Consider the following 16,306-nt stretch of genomic DNA (forward strand, 5'->3'; position numbering starts at 1 on the left):
TCGCGAGGATACTTTACGCCATAAGGAGATGTCGGGATGACCGTCTACGCCGGACAGGGGGACGCCCACCGCTCCCTCGCCCTGCTCTGGGGCCGCCCCGACGCACCGGACACCGGGCGCGGTGCGGGGCCCGGGCGCAGCGGCCCGAAACCGGGCCTGAGTACGGACGCGATCGTGTCCGCCGGAATCGCGGTGGCCGACGCCGAGGGAATGGCCGCCCTGTCGATGCGCGCCGTGGGCGAACGGCTCGGCCGCACCGCGATGGCGCTCTACACCTACGTCCCCGGCAAGGCCGAGCTGCTCGACCTGATGCACGACCGGGTGCTCGCCGAACTCCCGGGCGGGCCACCGCCGTCGGACGACTGGCGGGGGGCCGTCACCGGCTGGGCCGAGGAGCTCTACTCCTGCTACCTGCGCCACCCCTGGGTGCTCCAGGTCTCGCAGGCCCGCCCCGTCCTCGGACCGGCCGAACTCACGGCGATGGAACGGCTGTTGGAGGCGCTGCGGCCCGCCGCACTCGACCCCGGCCGGCTGCGCGGGGCGGTCGCGGCGCTCTGGCAGTTCGTCCGCGGGACGGCCGCCACCGCCGCCGACGCGCGCGGCGCGGCCGCCGCCACCGGCGTCGCGGACGAGGACTGGTGGCGGGCCCGGTCCGCCCGACTCGCCGAACTGGCACCGGACTTCGCCCAGCGCTTCCCGCTGCTGACCGCCCTGCAGAGCGCCGGCGGCGGGGCGCCCGGGGACGACGACCGGGCGGCCTTCCGGAGCGGTCTCGCGCTGCTGCTCGACGGGGTGGCGGCGGACGCGACGGCGACGGACGGGCCGCCCGGGGACGGGCCAGCGACGGACCGGCCGTGAGGCCGGCCGTCAGGGTCTAGCCCCGGCGGGCGGCCGGGATGGCGAGGAGGGCGCCGAGCACCAGGAGGACGACGTAGCCGACGGTCTCGTGGCCCTCCGGGACCAGGAAGCGGACGAATCCGAACAGCCGGAACCCGCCGAGGTGGGAGGCCAGCAGGCCGGAGCCGCCGCCCAGGATCAGCACGAAACCGAGGTAGCCGAGCAGGGTCTTCATACCCCCGAGCCTAGGAACCCCCGGCTGCCCGCCCAACCGACTTTCGGTGCGACCGCCAGGGACCAAAGTCGCGGCGCCCCACCCGTCCGGCCCGCCTCCGGCACCCGTTCGGCGTCCGTTCGGCGCTCCCGCCGTACTCCCTCCGGACGGAGCAGCAGGCACGGCGGCGCGGCGGCACCGCCGGTACGTTCGCCGTGTGCAGTCACAGCGTGTGCCGCAGAGACGCGTGCGGCAGAAGTCCCCGTCCGTCACCAGGGTCGCGGCCGCCTCCGCCGCCTCCGCCCTGGTGCTCGCCGCCGGTGCCCCGGTGGCCCTCGCCCAGGACGCCGCCTCCCCCGTCGGCGGGGAGCGGCTCGGCCGCCCCGCCGTCCAGGTCGCGCCGCTGGCCGGGGCGCCCGCCCTGCCCGCCGAGCTCAGCGGCCGCGCCTGGCTGGTCGCCGACGCCGGCACCGGCGAGGTGCTGGCCGCCCGCAACGCCCATGAGCCGCTGCCCCCGGCCAGCACCCTGAAGATGCTGTTCGCGGACACCGTGCTGCCCAAGTTCGACCGCTCCACGGAGCACCGGGTCGCCCCGGCCGAACTCGCCGAACTCGGCGTCGGCAGCAGCCTGGTCGGCGTCAAGGAGAACCTGCCGTACCGGGTCGAGGACCTCTGGCGGGGGGTCTTCCTCAGCTCCGGCAACGACGCCGTGCACGTCCTGGCGCACATGAACGGCGGCGTCCAGCAGACCGTCGGCGAGATGCAGGCCCGGGCCCGGTCCCTCCAGGCCCGGGACACCAGGGTGGTCTCCCCGGACGGCTACGACATGGACGGGCAGGTCTCCTCCGCGTACGACCTCACCCTGTTCGCCCGGGCGGGCCTGCGCAACGCCGACTTCCGCTCCTACTGCGCCACCCGCACCGCCCGCTTCCCCGGCGGCCTGGACAAGACCACCGGGCAGCGCACCGCCTTCGACATCGCCAACACCGACCGGCTGCTCGGCAAGTACCCCGGCCTGATCGGCGTCAAGAACGGCTACACCACCAACGCGGGCGCCACCTTCACCGGCGCCGCCGAGCGGGGCGGCCGCACCCTGCTGGTGACCGTGATGCACCCCGAGGCGCAGGGCAAGGTCTACGACGAGGCCGCCGCCCTGCTCGACTGGGGCTTCGCCGCCGCGGGCAAGGTCCAGCCGGTCGGGCAGCTGGTGGAGGACCTCGGGGCACCGCAGGCCGCCGGCGGTTCCGGCGCGCCGGCGCTCGGCGACCCCCGGGCCGCCGCCGCGGACGCCGACGCCGGGCTGCCGCCGTGGTCCCGCTCCCCCGTCCTGGACGGCGCGGACTCCGGCCTGGCGCCCGCCCTGTGGACCGGCGCCGTGCTCGCCACCGCCCTCGCCGTCTGGGGCACCGCCCGCACCGCCGCGCGCCGCCGCGCCGCCGCACCGGCCACGGCACCCCGCGGGCCCGAGCCGCTCGACGACGTCGCCGGAGCCACCGGAGCCACCCGGATCGGCGCCACCGGCGTGGGCGGCCGCCGCCGGCTCGCCCGGCGCACCCGCGCCCTGCTGCGCGGCACCCGCCCCCGTCGGCGCGCCTGACCAGGCCGGACCGCTCCGACCGGACAGGCCCTAGACTTCCGGCCATGACCACGCCCGACCCCGCCGCCCAGGACCGGCTCGCCCGGATCGTCGACCTCTCCGCCGGCAGCTACCTGCTCGTCACCACCTACAAGAAGGACGGCACCGCCGTGCCGACCCCGGTGTGGGTGGTCCGCGACGGCGAGGCCCTCGGTGTCTGGACCGTCGCGGACTCCTGGAAGGTCAAGCGGATCCGCAACCGCGCCGACGTCCTGGTCGGCCCCTGCGACGTCAAGGGCCGCCCGACCGGCGAGCAGTACCCGGCCACCGCCGAGCTGCTCGGCCCCGAACGCACCGCCGCGTACCGCACCCTGCTGCGCCAGAAGTACGGGCTGCTCGGCGTGCTCACCCTGCTCGGCAGCCGGCTGCGGCGCGGCGAGCGCGGCACGGTCGGCATCCGGATCACCCTGGCCTGAACCCGGGTCCGAGCCCGGGCCTGAGCCCGTCCCGGCCGCCCGGGCCCGCCGGCCCGGGCGGTGTCAGCCGGTGCTGCCGAACCGGCGGCGGTACTCGGTCGGGGTGGTGCCCAGGTGCCGGGCGAAGACCCGCCGCAGGGTCTCGTCGCTGCCCAGGCCGCTGTGCCGGGCGGCGGCGGTGCTGCCGTACCCGTCCAGCAGCAGCTGCCGGGCGCGGTCCAGCCGGACCCGCTCCACCCAGCGGGCCGGGGTGGTGTGCAGTTCGGCCTGGAAGAGCCGGGTCAGATGGCGGGTGCTGACGGCGGCGGCGGCCGCCATGGCGGGCAGGCTGTGGTCGGCGGCCGGGTCGGCCAGGACGGCGTCGGTGAGGGTGCGCAGCAGGTCGCTGCGGGCGGGCGGGGTGGCCAGCGCGGTGGAGAACTGGGACTGGCCGCCGGGGCGTTGCATGAAGACGACGAGTTCGCGGGCGATCCCCCGGGCGGTTCCGGCGCCGTGGTCGTGCTCGACGAGCGCGAGGGCGAGGTCGATGCCCGCGCTGATGCCCGCACTGGTGTGGTAGCGCCCGTCGCGCACGTGCAGGGCGTCGGGTTCGACCCGGACCAGCGGATGGCGCAGTCCGAGGGCCCGGGCGTGGCGCCAGTGGGTGGTGGCCCGGCGGCCGTCCAGCAGGCCCAGCGCGGCCAGGACGAAGGCGCCGCTGCACACCGAGGCGACCCGCTCCGCCCGCCCGGCCAGGCTCCCCGCGGCGGCGAGCAGGCCTTCGTCCGGGCCGGTGCTGACGAGGTGGTCGGCGCCGGCCACCACCAGGGTGTCCAGCGGCCCGACCTCCTCCGGGGCGACGGTGGCGGCCAGCGTCACCCCGTTGGAGGCGGTGACGGTGCCGCCGGTCGGGGAGACCAGGAGCACCCGGTACGGGTGGCCGAGCCGCCCGGACTGGTGCAGGACCTCCAGCGGGCCGCTGACGTCCAGGAGGGTCACGCCGTCGAAGACCAGGAAGGCGACCCGGCGCGTCATGTCCGGATCCGGGGGTCAGAGGTCTGTACGGACATGGCGACAGCCTAGCCCGCCGGGCGACGGTGGAGGGGTCCACCGAACGGCTCCCCGAGGAGATGACCCGATGACCACCGGAAGCACCGGAGCGCCCCGCACCGCCCGACCCGCCGGAACCGGCGGAACCGTCGCCGGCGTGCGGATCCCGGACAGCAGGCTGGCCCGCGAGGCCACCGAACTGGTCCGGGACGCGGCCCCGCCGCTGCTCTTCGACCACTCCCGCCGGGTGTTCCTGTTCGGGGCGCTGCGCGGCGCCGAGCAGGGGCTGGCCTACGACCCGGAGCTGCTGTACGTCGGGGCGATGTTCCACGACCTCGGCCTCACCGGGCGGTTCGCCCGCACCGACCAGCGGTTCGAGCTCGACGGCGCGGACGAGGCCCGCCGCTTCCTGACCGCCCACGGGATCGCCGAGGAGCCCGCCCACCGGGTGTGGACGGCGATCGCCCTGCACACCACCCCGGAGGTCCCGCTGCGGATGGCCCCGGAGATCGCACTGGTCACCCGGGGCGTGGAACTGGACGTGCTGGGCATCGGCTACCACGCCGTCAGCGCGGAGCAGCGGGCCGCCGTGGTCGCCGCCCACCCCCGGCCCGACTTCAAGAACCGCATCCTGGCCGCGTTCACCGAGGGGGTCCGCACCCGGCCGGACACCACCTTCGGCACCGTCAACGCCGACCTGCTGACGCACTTCGCCTCGGGCTTCGTGCGCGGCGACTTCGTCGAGGTGATCCGGGGCTCCGACTGGCCGGAGTGAGGCCCGCCCCGGCCGCCGGGCGTGGCAGGCTTGGCGGTCATGGAACAGGACGAGGCCGCGCCGCCGGCCCTGCTGGTGGTGGACGGCGCGAACGTGGTGGGCTCGGTGCCGGACGGCTGGTGGCGGGACCGGCACGGCGCCGCCGAACGCCTGCGGGACGCCCTGGTGGCGGTCGCCGCCCGGGGCGTGCCGGAGCACCCCGGCCCGCTGGAGGTGGTGCTGGTGGTCGAGGGCGCGGCCCGGGGCGTGCAGGGGGTGCCCGGGGTGCGGGTGGTGTCGGCGGACGGCAGCGGGGACGACCGGATCGTGGACGTGGTCCGCGAGGCCCGCGCCGGGGACCCGGCGCGGGCCTGCCTGGTGGTCACCGCCGACCGCGGACTCCGCGCCCGGGTGGGGGCGTTGGGGGCGGCCGTGACCGGGCCGCGGAGCGTCCGGCCCTGAGCCGACGCGGCCCCGGGCCGGTTCAGTCCTGGTGGTCCGGCCGGATCTGGAGGGCGGACAGGCCCCAGTGGATCGACGGGTCCGAGGTCTGCACGCCGAACAGGAAGTCCCGGCCCGGGCGGGCGGGGATCTCCACCGAGCCGACGCCGACCGAGTCCGCCGGGCACGGCACCGTGAAGTCGGCCGGGGCCGCCCCGGCCACGTGCACCTGGACCGAACCGCCGCCCCGGCAGCCGACGATGACGGTGATCGGCAGCGACTCGTCCACCGAGGCCGTCACCGCGCCGCCGTTCCCGATCCAGTCCGGGATCGCGAACATGGTGTCCTCGTCCGGGGTGGGCGGCAGGATCTGCCCCGTCCCCGGCCGGCCGTGCGACGGGTCCGGTCCGGGCCCGTCGGCCGGCCGGGCCGACGCCGTGCCGAGCAGCGCCGCCGACACCGTCAACACCCCGGCCGCCACGGCCAGTGCGCGGGCACCCGTGCGCTTCGTCGTCGTCCTCATCGTCATCCCCCCGGATGGTCGTGGTGCGTGCCGGTCCCCGGCACGTCACGTGATCGTACGACGCCGAACGGCCCGGGCGGGAGGGGCGTGACGAGCGCCACCCCAGGCGCCCCGGGCGCCCCGGGAACCACTCCGGTCCGCCGTCCGACTGCTGAGGGGTGAATGCGAAGTCGCCGGGTGTCCGGCCGTTGAGTGTGCTGGCGGGATTCGTCCTGCTGCTGGTGGTGGTGTTCGTGGTGGCGTACGCCGTGGGGCGGCAGGCCGGGCCGGTGGCGCCGGGGCTGACGCCGGGTCGGGGCGGCGGGGCGTCGTCCGGCGCGGGTGGGCACGACATGGGCGGCATGCGGTGAGCCCGGTCGCGGGAGCCGAGGCCGGGGCGCTGGTGTCCACCGATCTGACGGTCGGTGGGATGACCTGCGCCGCCTGTGTGGGCCGGGTGGAGAGGCGGCTCGGCCGGATCGACGGGGTGACGGCCGGGGTGAACCTGGCGACCGGCCGGGCCCGGGTGCTGCACCCCGCCGGGGTGTCCGTGGACGAGCTGGTCGCGGCCGTCGAACGGGCCGGCTACTCCGCCGCACCGGCGCCCGCCGGGGTACCGGCCGGGATCGCCGCCGAGGAGCCGGACGAGCGGTGGCGGCTGCTGGCGACGGCCCTGCTGGCCGTCCCGGTGCTGGTGCTGTCGATGGTGCCCGCGCTCCAGTTCACCGGCTGGCAGTGGCTGTGCTTCGGGCTGGCCGTCCCGGTGGTGACCTGGGGGTCGGCGGGCTTCCACCGGCGGGCCGGGCAGGGGCTGCGGCACGCCGCGGCGACCATGGACACCCTGGTCAGCCTGGGGGTGATCGCCTCCTTCGGGTGGTCCGGCTACGCGCTGTTCTTCGGCGGGGCCGGGCAGTTGGGGATGCGGATGCCGTTCTCGCTGACCGCCGACGGCGGCGGCACCGCACACGTGTACCTGGAGGCGGCGGTCGGCGTCCCGCTGTTCGTGCTGGCCGGGCGGCTGCTGGAGGGCCGGGTGCGGCACCGCACCGGGTCCGCGCTGCGGGCGCTCGCCGAGTTGGGCGCCAAGCAGGTGTGCGTCCGGGCGGAGGACGGCGAGGAGCACCTGATACCGATCGAACTCCTCTTGCCCGGGCAGGAGTTCGTGGTCCGCCCGGGAGAGCGCGTGGCCACCGACGGGGTGGTGGTCGAGGGCGGTTCGGCGCTCGACCTGAGCCTGCTGACCGGCGAGAGCATACCCGTCGAGGTCGGCCCCGGGGACGCCGTGGCCGGAGCCACCGTGAACGTCGGCGGGGCGCTGGTGGTTCGGGCCACGGCCGTCGGCGCGGACACCCAACTCGCCCGGATCACCGCCCTGGTGGCCGACGCCCAGGCCGGCAAGGCCCGGGCGCAGCGACTGGCGGACGCGGTGGCCGGGGTGTTCGTGCCCTGTGTGCTGGCGGTCGCGGTCTGCGTGCTGGGCTTCTGGCTCGGCGCGGGCGCGGCCCCGCAGGCGGCGGTGACGGCGGCGGTGGCCGTCCTGGTGGTGGCCTGCCCGTGCGCGCTGGGCCTGGCCACCCCGACCGCACTGCTGGCGGCCACCGGCCGGGGCGCCGAACTGGGCGTGCTGGTGCGCGGGCCGGAGGTGCTGGAGAGTCTGCGCCGGGTGGACACCGTGGTGGTGGACAAGACCGGCACGCTGACCACCGGCCGGATGGAGCTGACGGCGGTGACGCCCGCCGAGGGCCGCACCGAGGCGGAGGTGCTGCGGTCGGCCGGCGCCGTCGAGCACCGCTCCGAGCACCCGATCGGCCGGGCCGTCGCGGCCGCCGCCCGGGAGCGCTGCGGGGCCCTGCCGGCCGTGCGGGACTTCGCCGCCGCGACCGGCCTCGGGGTGTCCGGGACGGTCGAGGGCCGGGCGGTCCGGGTCGTCCGGCCGGACGGCGCCGACCTGCCCCCGGAGCTCGCCGAGGCGGTGGCGGCGGCCGGGGCGGCGGGCCGCACCGCCGTCCTGGTGGAGTGGGACGGCCGGGCCGCGGCCGTGCTGACGGTCGGTGACACCCTGCGCCCGGGCAGCTGGCGGGCCCTCCACCGGCTGCGCCGGATGGGTCTGGAGACCGTCCTGCTGACCGGTGACGGCCCGGGCGCCGCCCGCGCCGTGGCCGCCGAGCTGGGCATCGAGCGGGTGCACGCCTCCGCCTCGCCCGAGCGCAAGGCCGAGGTGGTGGCCGAACTGCGGGCCGCCGGACGGACGGTGGCGGTGGTCGGCGACGGTGTCAACGACGCGATCGCGCTGGCCTCGGCGGACCTCGGGGTGGCGCTGGCCTCCGGCAGTGACGCCGCGATCGGCGCGGCCGGGCTGACCCTGGTGCGCGGCGAGATCGAGGCGGTGGTGGACGCCGTGCGGCTGGCCCGGCAGACCCTCGCCACGATCCGGGCCAACCTGCTCTGGGCCTTCGGCTACAACCTGGTGCTGATCCCGCTGGCGGCCGTCGGGCTGCTGAACCCGATGCTGGCGGCCGTCGCGATGTCGCTCAGCTCCCTGCTGGTGGTGGGCAACAGCCTGCGGCTGCGCACCTGGGAGCCGGGCCGCGGCCAGCGCGAGGGGGCCCGGCGATGAGGCCGACCGACCGGGTACGGGCCGACCGTACGGGAACCGGCCTTACGGGAACCGGCCGCAGTCGCACCAGCCGTGGCCGCAGCCGGACCGGGCGGCTCGGAGTGGTCGGCCCGCCGGTCGGCGCGGTGGCCCTGGCGCTGGCCCTGCTGACCGGCTGGACGGCGGTCGGCGGCGCCGGGCGTCCCCGCCCGGTGACCGCCGGGGACGGCTGGCTGCTGCTCCCGACGGCGGGCGCGTCCACGGCGACCGCCGCCTTCTTCACGATTCGCAACCCGGGCGACGTGGACGACGAACTCATCGGCGCGGAGTGGGAGTTCGGCGGGCCGATCATCCTCAAGCGGCATCTGCACCAGGCCTCGGCGGGCCGCTGGGAGCCGGCCCCCGCCCTGCCCGTCCCGGCCCGGGGCGAACTGGCGCTGTCCCCCGAGGACGCCGACCTGATGATCGCCGCCCCGCCCCCGCTGCGGGCCGGACAGCAGGTGGGCTTCACCCTCACCTTCCGGCACAGCCCGCCGCTGCGCCTGACCGCCGTGGTGCTCCCGCCCGGCGACCGGCCGCGCTGAGCGGCCCGGTGGCGGCGGAGCCACCGGAAAGCCGACGGCCCGGTGCCGGCGGAGCCGTCGGGCTCCGCCGGCACCGGGCCGGTCGACCGTCCCTCACCCGTGCGGGACGACCGCCACCGGCGCCTCGGCGTGGTGCAGCGCCGCGTGCGCGACCCGGCCGAGCCTGGGCCCGAACTCGACCGCGCGGCCGCGCCGGCCGACCACCACCAGGGCGGCCCCGGCGGAGCTCTCCACCAGACCGCGCGCCGCGCCCAGCCGGACGTCCTCGACCACCGCGACCCCCGGGTGCCGCTCCCGCTGCCCGGCCAGGGCGAGCGACAGCAGCTTCGCCTCCAGGGCCTCCAACTGGTCCACCTCCGCCGCCGGGACGGCGCCGCCCGCGTAGCCGAACAGCGGCGGCAGGTCCCAGCCGTGCACCGCCCGGAGCCGGGCGCCGCGCAGCGCGGCCTCCCGGAAGGCGAAGGCCAGCACCTCCTCCTCGGGGGCGTGCGCGTCGACGCCGACCACCACCTCCGCGGCGCCGGGCGAGCCCGCCTCCCGCACCACGACCACCGGCACCGGGCTGCGCCCGGCCACCGCCATGCTGACCGAGCCGAGCAGCAGCCCGGCGAAGCCGCCGTGCCCGCGCGAGCCGAGCACCAGCAGGTCGGCGTCGGCGGCGGCCGCGACCAGCCCGTCCACCGGGGCGTCCAGGACGGCGTCGGTCTGCACGGCCAGGTCCGGGTGGTCGGCGCGGATGCCGTCGGCGGCCTCGGCCAGGGTGCGCTGGGCGGCGGCCGGCAGGTCGTCCGGCTCGGCGAAGGAGGAGACCCCGTCGGTGAGCCACGGCCAGGCGTGCACCAGCCGCAGCGACGCCCCGCGCCGCACCGCCTCCTCGGCGGCCCAGCGGGCGGCGGCGGTGCTCGCCGCGGAGCCGTCGATCCCGGCCACAACGGTTGACGTCATGAGAGTTCCTCCACTGGTTCGGCTCCGGCCGGGGTGCGCGCTGACGCCCCGTCCGTTCTGCTCCGCTCCCACCCTGTCCCCCGCCGGCGGCCCGCCGCCAGAGGCCGCAAGCCCTCCGCGCGCGGGACGAAAGACCCGCCCGTGGGAACCCTACGGGCGACCCCGCCCTGCACCCCGCCGACACCCGGGCACTACCGTGTGTACGGAGCATTCCCGCTGGTCGGACGGCCCCGCGCCGACCCGGCACGGCGGGCGGGGCCGGCAGGGCGCGAACGAGGAGGACAGCGGTGGGCGGAGCGGACGGCAGCGCGGCGGTCGGCGGCGCGCGGATGCCCCGGCTCCGCCTGGACGAGCTGCTGGAGGAGCTCCAGTGGCGGATCGACGCGGCGCGCGGCACCCAGAACCGGGTGCACAGCCTGCTGGAGGCGGTGCTCGCGGTCGGCCGCGAACTGGACCTCGCGCAGGCGCTGCACCGGATCGTCGAGGCCGCCGTCGACCTGGTGGACGCCCGCTACGGCGCGCTGGGCGTGATCGGGCCGGACGGGCACACCCTGTCGCAGTTCCTGACGGTGGGTCTGACCCAGGAGGAGATCGACGGGATCGGCCCGCCGCCCTCCGGCCGGGGCATCCTCGGCGAGCTGATCCACCACCCGCAGCCGCTGCGCTGCCCGGTGCTGTCGGAGCACCCGGCCTCGGTCGGCTTCCCGGCGAACCACCCGCCGATGCACACCTTCCTCGGGGTGCCGGTGCGGGTGCACGGCGAGGTGTTCGGCAACCTCTACCTGACCGACAAGCGCGGCGGGCTGGACTTCGACGAGGACGACGAGGCGGTGATCTCCACCCTGGCGGTCGCGGCCGGGGTCGCGATCGACAACGCCCGGCTGTACGAGGAGGCGCAGCTGCGCCAGCGCTGGCTGCGGGCGAGCACCGAGATCACCCGCAGCCTGCTGTCCGGCGCCCCGCGCCTGGAGGTGGTGGAGCTGATCGCCCGCCGGGCCCGGGAGATCTCCGGCGCCGAGCTGGCGGACGTCTCGGTGGCGCTGGCCGGGCCGGAGGAGCGGGCCGAGGAGCTGGCGGTGGAGGTCGCGCTGGGCGCCGAGCCCGCCGCGCGGCTGGGGGTGACGGTGCCGGTGGACGGCACCCTGTCCGGCGCCGCGTACGCCTCCGGCTCGCCGGCCACCAGTGACGAGCTGGCCGGCGACCCGCGGTTCCCGGGCGGTCCGGCGGGCCGCTTCGACGGGTTGGGACCGGCCGTCGCGGTGCCGCTGGGCACCGGTCCCGGGTACGGCCGGGGCGTGCTGCTGCTGGCCCGGGCGCAGGGGCAGCCGGCCTTCGGCCCGGAGGAGACCGGCCCGCTGCTGGGCTTCGCGGACCAGGCGGCGCTGGCCCTGGAGCTGGCCGAACGGCGGCGCGACGCCGAGCAGTTGAACCTGCTGGAGGACCGCGACCGGATCGCCCGGGACCTCCACGACCTGGCCATCCAGCGGCTGTTCGCCACCGGGATGACGCTGCAGAGCGCGGGCCGGCTGATCGAGAGCCCGGCCGCCGCCGACCGGGTCGCCCGGGCGGTGGCGGACCTGGACGAGACCATCAAGATCATCCGCTCCACCATCTTCGGCCTGCGCGCCCACAGCGAACCCGACCGCGGGCTGCGCGCCCGCGCCACCCGGGTGGTCACCGAGGCGCAGGGCCCGCTCGGCCTCGCCCCCCGGCTGAGCCTGGAGGGCCTGCTGGACACCGACGTGCCGCAGGACCTCGCCGAGCACGTGGTCGCGGTGCTCGCCGAGGCGCTCAGCAACGCCGCCCGGCACGCCCGGGCCACCCGGGTCGAGGTCACCCTGCGGGCGCTGGCCGGGCGGGTGACGCTCACCGTCACGGACGACGGGGTGGGCATCCCCGTCGGCGGGCGGCGCAGCGGGCTGCGCAACCTCGCCGAGCGCGCCGAACGGGTCGGCGGGGACTTCCGGTACGGCCCGGCGGACGAGGGCGGCGGCGGCACCCGGCTGGTCTGGGAGGCCCCGCTGGCGCCGTAGGGCGTCCGACACCGTGGGGCGTGGCCGACACCGCCGGGCGTGGCCGACGCCGCCGGGCGTGGCTGACGCCGTACGGGGGAACTCCAGCGCCACCCGGGCGCCGTAGCGGCGGCGCCGCCCCCGGGCGCCCCTAGCCTGCTCGCATCCCCCGAGTGCGGCGCCGAGCCTCCTGCCGTGCGCCCCGCCGAGCGTCGAGCACGAGGACGGCCGATGGCCCACGAGTCACCCGCGACCGCCGCCCCGCCCCCGGGCACCGCCGAGGTCCCGTCCGCGCCGCCGCCCAGCGGGCCGGTGACGGCGCTGCGGCTCGCGGTCGCCGCGGCCGGCGCGCTGCCCGCCGTGGTGCTGCGGCTGGCCGGGATCCACCCGGCGCCGGTCCCTTCCATGCTGCTGTTCGGCCTGGGCGTGCTGTCGGCGGCGCTGCTGCTGATGTGGGCGGCGGAGACCGCCCGGGCGGACATCTCCGGCCCGCTGGCCCTCGCCCTGCTGGCCTTCATCGCCGTGCTGCCCGAGTACGCCGTCGACCTCTGGTTCGCGTACACGGCCGGCACCCGCCCCGAGTACGCCGCCTACGCGGCCGCCAACATGACCGGCGCCAACCGGCTGCTGGTCGGTGTCGGCTGGCCGCTGGTCGCCCTCGCCGCCTACGTCGCCGCCCGCCGCAGCGGCGCCGCCCCCGGCATCGGCCTGCGCGAGCACCGCCGGATCGACACCGCCTTCCTGGCCGTCGCCGCCCTGGTGGCCTTCGTGATGCCGGCCACCCGGCGGATCTCCTGGGTGCTGTCGGTGGTGCTGATCGCCTGGTACGCCTACTACCTGTTCCGGGTCAGCCGGTGCAGCGAGACCGACGAGGAGGAACTCGTCGGCGTCCCGGCCCGGTTGGCGCTGCTGCCGGCCCGCCGCCGGCAGACCGTCACGGTGCTGGTGTTCGCGGCGGCCGCGGCCGTGGTGTTCGCCTGCGCGGAGCCCTTCGCCACCTCGCTGGTCGACGCCGGCTCCTCGCTCGGCATCGACCGCTTCCTGCTGGTGCAGTGGCTGGCGCCGCTGGCCTCGGAGGCCCCCGAGCTGATCGTCGCGGTGGTGTTCGCCTGGCGGCTGCGCGGCGACGACGGGCTGGGCGCGCTGCTCTCCAGCAAGGTCAACCAGTGGACGCTGCTGATCGGCTGCCTCCCGCTGGCCCACCTGCTGGGCGGCGGCCCGGCCTCGCTCCCGCTGGTCGAACGCCAGGTGGACGAGGTGCTGCTGACCGCCGCCCAGACCGTGCTCGCCGTGGTCCTGCTGCTCGACCTGCGCTTCCTGCCGTGGAAGGCCGGCCTGCTGTTCGCCCTCTTCGTCGTCCAGTTCGTGCTGCCCGGCGAGTCCTCCCGGCTGGTCCTCAGCTGGGTGTACCTCGGCCTGGCAGTGCCGCTGCTGCTCCTGCGGCTGCGCGAACTGCCGCCCACGGTACGGGCGCTGGCGGGGCGGATCGCGGGCGATCCGCACTGACCGGGGCGGCGTCCCGGCAGGACCGGCCGGGCCGGGCCTACCGGGGCAGCACCACGTGGACGAGGTAGGGCAGGACGGCGACGGCCCGCGGGTCCTGGTCCAGCAGGATGGCGGCCGGGGCGTGGCCCTGGGCGTGCAGGGCGTCGAAGGGGCGCGACCGGGAGGCCTCCGGGAGGCGCCGGACCCCGGCCGCGAGCTCCTGGTCCGGCCGGACGTCGGGCGCGGTCCGGCCGTCGCGGCGGAGCAGGCGCCCGGCGGCCCGGTGGACGGCCTCGGCACGGGTGGTGCCGGTGGCGATCACGGTGCCCGGGAAGGGGTCGAGGCGCAGCGCGCAGGCGGGGACGGAGAGCAGCTCCGACAGGTCGTGCCCGAGCGGGACGCCGCACGGACGCAGCGCCCCGACCGCACAGGCCGTGCAGTCGGCCGGATGGCAGCCGCCGTCGCAGCGCGGCGCCAGGTCCGCCCGGGGGACCCGCACGCCCGGGTCGGCCAGCCGCTCCGCGAGCAGCGCCTCGCACTGCTGGGCGAGGCCCTCCTCCAGGGCCCCGAGCCAGGTGAGGCCGGCCGCCGCCCCGACCGGGGGCCGGCCGACCGCGGGGACGTCGCCGAGCGGGATGCGGCGGAGTTCGCCGGTCAGCAGGTCCATGCCCCAGACGGCGGACGCGCCGCCCGGCCCGGTGCGGCGCAGCCGGTCGGCGGCGTGCGCGGCCAGCGCGGTCAGCACGGCGTCCAGCCGCTCCTGCCGGGGGTCGCCGGCCGTCCCGGGGAGGTCGGGTCGGAGGGGCCCGGGACCGGGGAGGCCGGCGCGGGCCGCCGCCGCGGCGAGCACCGGATGGGCCGCCGCCCGGGCGAGCACCTCCTCACCGTCGACCGCAGCGCCGCCCACCACGGCGACGAAGGCCGCCCGGACCTCCGCCTCGGTCGGGGTGTGGGTGAGCTCCTCGGTCGTCATCCTCGGCCGTTCCTCTCCTGGGTCGCTGCCGACAGGAACGTCGGTCCAACAGGTACGTCGGTGCCGACCGGTCCGTCGGTTCATGGAAGCAGCGGCTGATATCCGGTCGATAGATTCCTGATCGACGGGACCGCCGGAACGCCGGACGGGCCGGCGGCCGAGGGGTCCTGACCGTCCGGCGGGAGCGCCGACCGGGGTGCGGCGTACGCGAGGGCGGCCGCGTACCCCGGGGGCACCGCGAGGTCGGCCAGGGTCCAGCCGGGGAGGCCGGTCGGGCGGTCGCCCGTCCCGACGTAGGCGAGGGAGGGATCGACCCCGAGACCGGTGCCGATGCCCTTGAGGTACGCCTCCTTGCGGCACCAGCAGCGGCCGAACGCGGCCAGCCGGTCCGCCTGGTCGGCGAGCCGCGCCAGTTCGGCGGTCTCCCCCGGGTGCAGGGAGTCCGCGAGTTCGTCGGCGACCTCCGGCTCCGGCAGCAGTTCCACGTCCACCCCGACCGGGGTCGGTCCGACGGCGAACAGGACGAGGTCCCCGCTGTGCGAGAGCGAGAAGTGCAGGTCGGCCCCCGGTACGGCCGGGCGGCCGTGCGGGCCCGCGCAGAGCGGGCAGGGTTCGCGGTCCAGCACCACCTCGGCCGGGTCCAGGGCGAGGTAGGCGCCGAGCAGTCGGCGCAGGCCCAGGTGGGCGGCGGCGTACCGGTCGCGCTCGGCGGCGATCCGCAGTTCCTCGTGGCGCCGGCGCTCGGCCGCGTCCAGCACCCGCCGGGCGTCGCCGATCACCGCCCGGTGCTCGCTGACGGTCAACTGCCAGACGTCGGGCAGTCGGTCCGGACGGTACAGGGCGGCGGGCAGCGGGCCGGGCGGGAGCGGCCGGGGGCGGCGGACGGATACGGCGGTGGCGGTGGCGGCGGCCGTGGAGGTGGAGGTGGAGGTGTCGAGCAGGATTGCGGGCATCTAGGCCTCGGAGTTCGGGTCGTCGGTGGCCTGCGGCGGGGTGGCGGGGGCGGTCAGGCGCCGGCCGGGCGGGGGCGGATCTCCAGCGTGCAGCACTTGGCGCTGCCGCCCCCCTTGAGCAGTTCGGACAGGTCCAGCCCGATCGGCCGGAAGCCGCGGGCGCGCAGCTGCCCGGCGACACGGGTGGCGGCCTCGGGCAGGATCACGTGGTAGCCGTCGCTGACCACGTTGAGGGCGAACACCGCGGCGTCGTCCTCGGTCACCCGGATCGCGTCGGGGAACAGCCGCTCCAGCACCGCCCGCCCGGCCGCGGAGAACGCCTCCGGGTAGTACATGACCTCGTCGCCGTCGAGCACCGCCAGCGCGGTGTCCAGGTGGTAGAAGCGCGGGTCGACCAGCTCCAGGCCGATCACCGGCCGGCCGAAGAACTCCTGGGCCTCGGCGTGGCTCTCGGGGGTGCTGCGGAACCCGGTGCCGGCCAGCAGCAGGCTGCGGGTGGCGAGGAAGTCGCCCTCGCCCTCGTTGACGTGGACCGGGTCGTGCACCTCCTGGTAGCCGTTGGCGCGGAACCACTCCAGGTAGGCCGGCCCCTCGGCCGCGCGCTCGGCGTTGCGGAACCGCGCCCCGAGGACCTTGCCGTCGACGATCGTCGCGCCGTTCGCCGCGTAGACCATGTCCGGGCAGTCCGGCAGCGGCTCGATCAACTCGACGGTGTGGCCGAGCTCCTGGTGGAGCGCCCGGAGCTGCTCCCACTGGGCGACGGCGAGTGCGGTGTCCACCGGCTTGCCGGGGTCCATCCACGGGTTGATGGCGTAGGTGACGTCGAAGTGGGTGGGCCGGCACATCAGGTAGTGGCGGGCCCGGGGCGTACGGGTTCCGACCGTCCGGCTCTGCGGCCGGGTCAGGGTCCGGGTCTGGGTCATGGCGGG

The 16,306-nt window shown here is 77.1% G+C and carries 17 protein-coding genes; 10 read left to right on the forward strand and 7 right to left on the reverse strand.

Annotated features, from left to right (window positions below; all coding sequences use genetic code 11):
- Positions 1–36: 36 nt before the first annotated feature.
- Entirely contained in the window at positions 37–858 is an 822-nt protein-coding gene (locus AB0O91_RS20745; RefSeq protein ID WP_363435180.1) for a TetR/AcrR family transcriptional regulator, read from the forward strand.
- 16 nt (positions 859–874) lie between these two features.
- Here the strand turns inward: AB0O91_RS20745 and AB0O91_RS20750 are convergent, their stop codons facing one another.
- Complete coding sequence (locus AB0O91_RS20750) at positions 875–1,072, reverse strand: hypothetical protein (RefSeq protein ID WP_363435183.1); 198 nt, start codon at positions 1,070–1,072, stop codon at positions 875–877.
- Between the two features lie 283 nt (positions 1,073–1,355).
- Between AB0O91_RS20750 and AB0O91_RS20755 the strand changes: the two genes are divergently transcribed.
- Together AB0O91_RS20755 and AB0O91_RS20760 are read left to right on the forward strand one after the other, a co-directional pair.
- Complete coding sequence (locus AB0O91_RS20755; protein WP_363435264.1) at positions 1,356–2,648, forward strand: D-alanyl-D-alanine carboxypeptidase; 1,293 nt, start codon at positions 1,356–1,358, stop codon at positions 2,646–2,648.
- A 44-nt stretch (positions 2,649–2,692) separates the two neighbouring features.
- Entirely contained in the window at positions 2,693–3,103 is a 411-nt protein-coding gene (locus AB0O91_RS20760) for a PPOX class F420-dependent oxidoreductase (RefSeq protein ID WP_363435185.1), read from the forward strand.
- Between the two features lie 63 nt (positions 3,104–3,166).
- Here the strand turns inward: AB0O91_RS20760 and AB0O91_RS20765 are convergent, their stop codons facing one another.
- Positions 3,167–4,117 carry a DJ-1/PfpI family protein gene (locus AB0O91_RS20765; RefSeq protein ID WP_363435186.1) on the reverse strand — a complete coding sequence of 317 codons (951 nt, stop codon included), beginning with the start codon at positions 4,115–4,117 and terminating at the stop codon, positions 3,167–3,169.
- A gap of 103 nt (positions 4,118–4,220) precedes the next feature.
- On the opposite strand from AB0O91_RS20765, the gene AB0O91_RS20770 reads away from it, so the two are divergent.
- Positions 4,221–4,907, forward strand: coding sequence for an HD domain-containing protein (locus tag AB0O91_RS20770; protein WP_363435188.1), 687 nt, complete (start codon positions 4,221–4,223; stop codon positions 4,905–4,907).
- Between the two features lie 39 nt (positions 4,908–4,946).
- Positions 4,947–5,348 carry an NTP pyrophosphohydrolase gene (locus tag AB0O91_RS20775; protein ID WP_363435191.1) on the forward strand — a complete coding sequence of 134 codons (402 nt, stop codon included), beginning with the start codon at positions 4,947–4,949 and terminating at the stop codon, positions 5,346–5,348.
- A 22-nt stretch (positions 5,349–5,370) separates the two neighbouring features.
- Here the strand turns inward: AB0O91_RS20775 and AB0O91_RS20780 are convergent, their stop codons facing one another.
- Positions 5,371–5,856, reverse strand: a complete 486-nt coding sequence (locus AB0O91_RS20780) for a hypothetical protein (protein ID WP_363435193.1) — start codon at positions 5,854–5,856, stop codon at positions 5,371–5,373.
- Between the two features lie 182 nt (positions 5,857–6,038).
- Between AB0O91_RS20780 and AB0O91_RS20785 the strand changes: the two genes are divergently transcribed.
- The 3 genes from AB0O91_RS20785 (at position 6,039) to AB0O91_RS20795 (ending at position 9,009) form a co-directional block, all read left to right on the forward strand.
- Positions 6,039–6,200, forward strand: a complete 162-nt coding sequence (locus AB0O91_RS20785) for a hypothetical protein (protein ID WP_363435196.1) — start codon at positions 6,039–6,041, stop codon at positions 6,198–6,200.
- Positions 6,197–8,446 (forward strand): heavy metal translocating P-type ATPase, encoded by a 2,250-nt coding sequence (locus AB0O91_RS20790; protein ID WP_363435199.1) that lies wholly within the window; start codon positions 6,197–6,199, stop codon positions 8,444–8,446. The genes AB0O91_RS20785 and AB0O91_RS20790 overlap by 4 nt, the downstream gene beginning before the upstream one ends.
- 101 nt (positions 8,447–8,547) lie before the next feature.
- Positions 8,548–9,009, forward strand: a complete 462-nt coding sequence (locus tag AB0O91_RS20795) for a copper chaperone PCu(A)C (protein WP_363435201.1) — start codon at positions 8,548–8,550, stop codon at positions 9,007–9,009.
- 93 nt (positions 9,010–9,102) lie between these two features.
- Here the strand turns inward: AB0O91_RS20795 and AB0O91_RS20800 are convergent, their stop codons facing one another.
- The gene (locus tag AB0O91_RS20800; protein WP_363435203.1) at positions 9,103–9,954 is read right to left on the reverse strand and encodes a universal stress protein; all 852 of its coding nucleotides are present in this window, start codon (positions 9,952–9,954) and stop codon (positions 9,103–9,105) included.
- A 329-nt stretch (positions 9,955–10,283) separates the two neighbouring features.
- Between AB0O91_RS20800 and AB0O91_RS20805 the strand changes: the two genes are divergently transcribed.
- A complete protein-coding gene (locus tag AB0O91_RS20805; protein ID WP_363435267.1) occupies positions 10,284–11,987 on the forward strand; it encodes a GAF domain-containing sensor histidine kinase in 1,704 nt (567 codons plus the stop codon).
- A 210-nt stretch (positions 11,988–12,197) separates the two neighbouring features.
- Positions 12,198–13,472, forward strand: a complete 1,275-nt coding sequence (locus AB0O91_RS20810; protein ID WP_363435206.1) for a hypothetical protein — start codon at positions 12,198–12,200, stop codon at positions 13,470–13,472.
- Positions 13,473–13,509: 37 nt separating this feature from the next.
- Here AB0O91_RS20810 and AB0O91_RS20815 read toward each other — a convergent pair whose 3' ends face one another.
- From AB0O91_RS20815 to ddaH, 3 genes are all read right to left on the reverse strand, one after another.
- Positions 13,510–14,424, reverse strand: coding sequence for a hypothetical protein (locus AB0O91_RS20815; protein ID WP_363435209.1), 915 nt, complete (start codon positions 14,422–14,424; stop codon positions 13,510–13,512).
- Positions 14,425–14,504: 80 nt separating this feature from the next.
- The gene (locus AB0O91_RS20820) at positions 14,505–15,377 is read right to left on the reverse strand and encodes a 4'-phosphopantetheinyl transferase superfamily protein (RefSeq protein WP_363435212.1); all 873 of its coding nucleotides are present in this window, start codon (positions 15,375–15,377) and stop codon (positions 14,505–14,507) included.
- 53 nt (positions 15,378–15,430) lie between these two features.
- Positions 15,431–16,300, reverse strand: coding sequence for a dimethylargininase (gene ddaH / locus AB0O91_RS20825; RefSeq protein ID WP_363435214.1), 870 nt, complete (start codon positions 16,298–16,300; stop codon positions 15,431–15,433).
- Positions 16,301–16,306 lie beyond the last annotated feature (6 nt).

It is taken from the genome of Kitasatospora sp. NPDC089797, assembly GCF_040684795.1.
Classification (GTDB): domain Bacteria; phylum Actinomycetota; class Actinomycetes; order Streptomycetales; family Streptomycetaceae; genus Kitasatospora.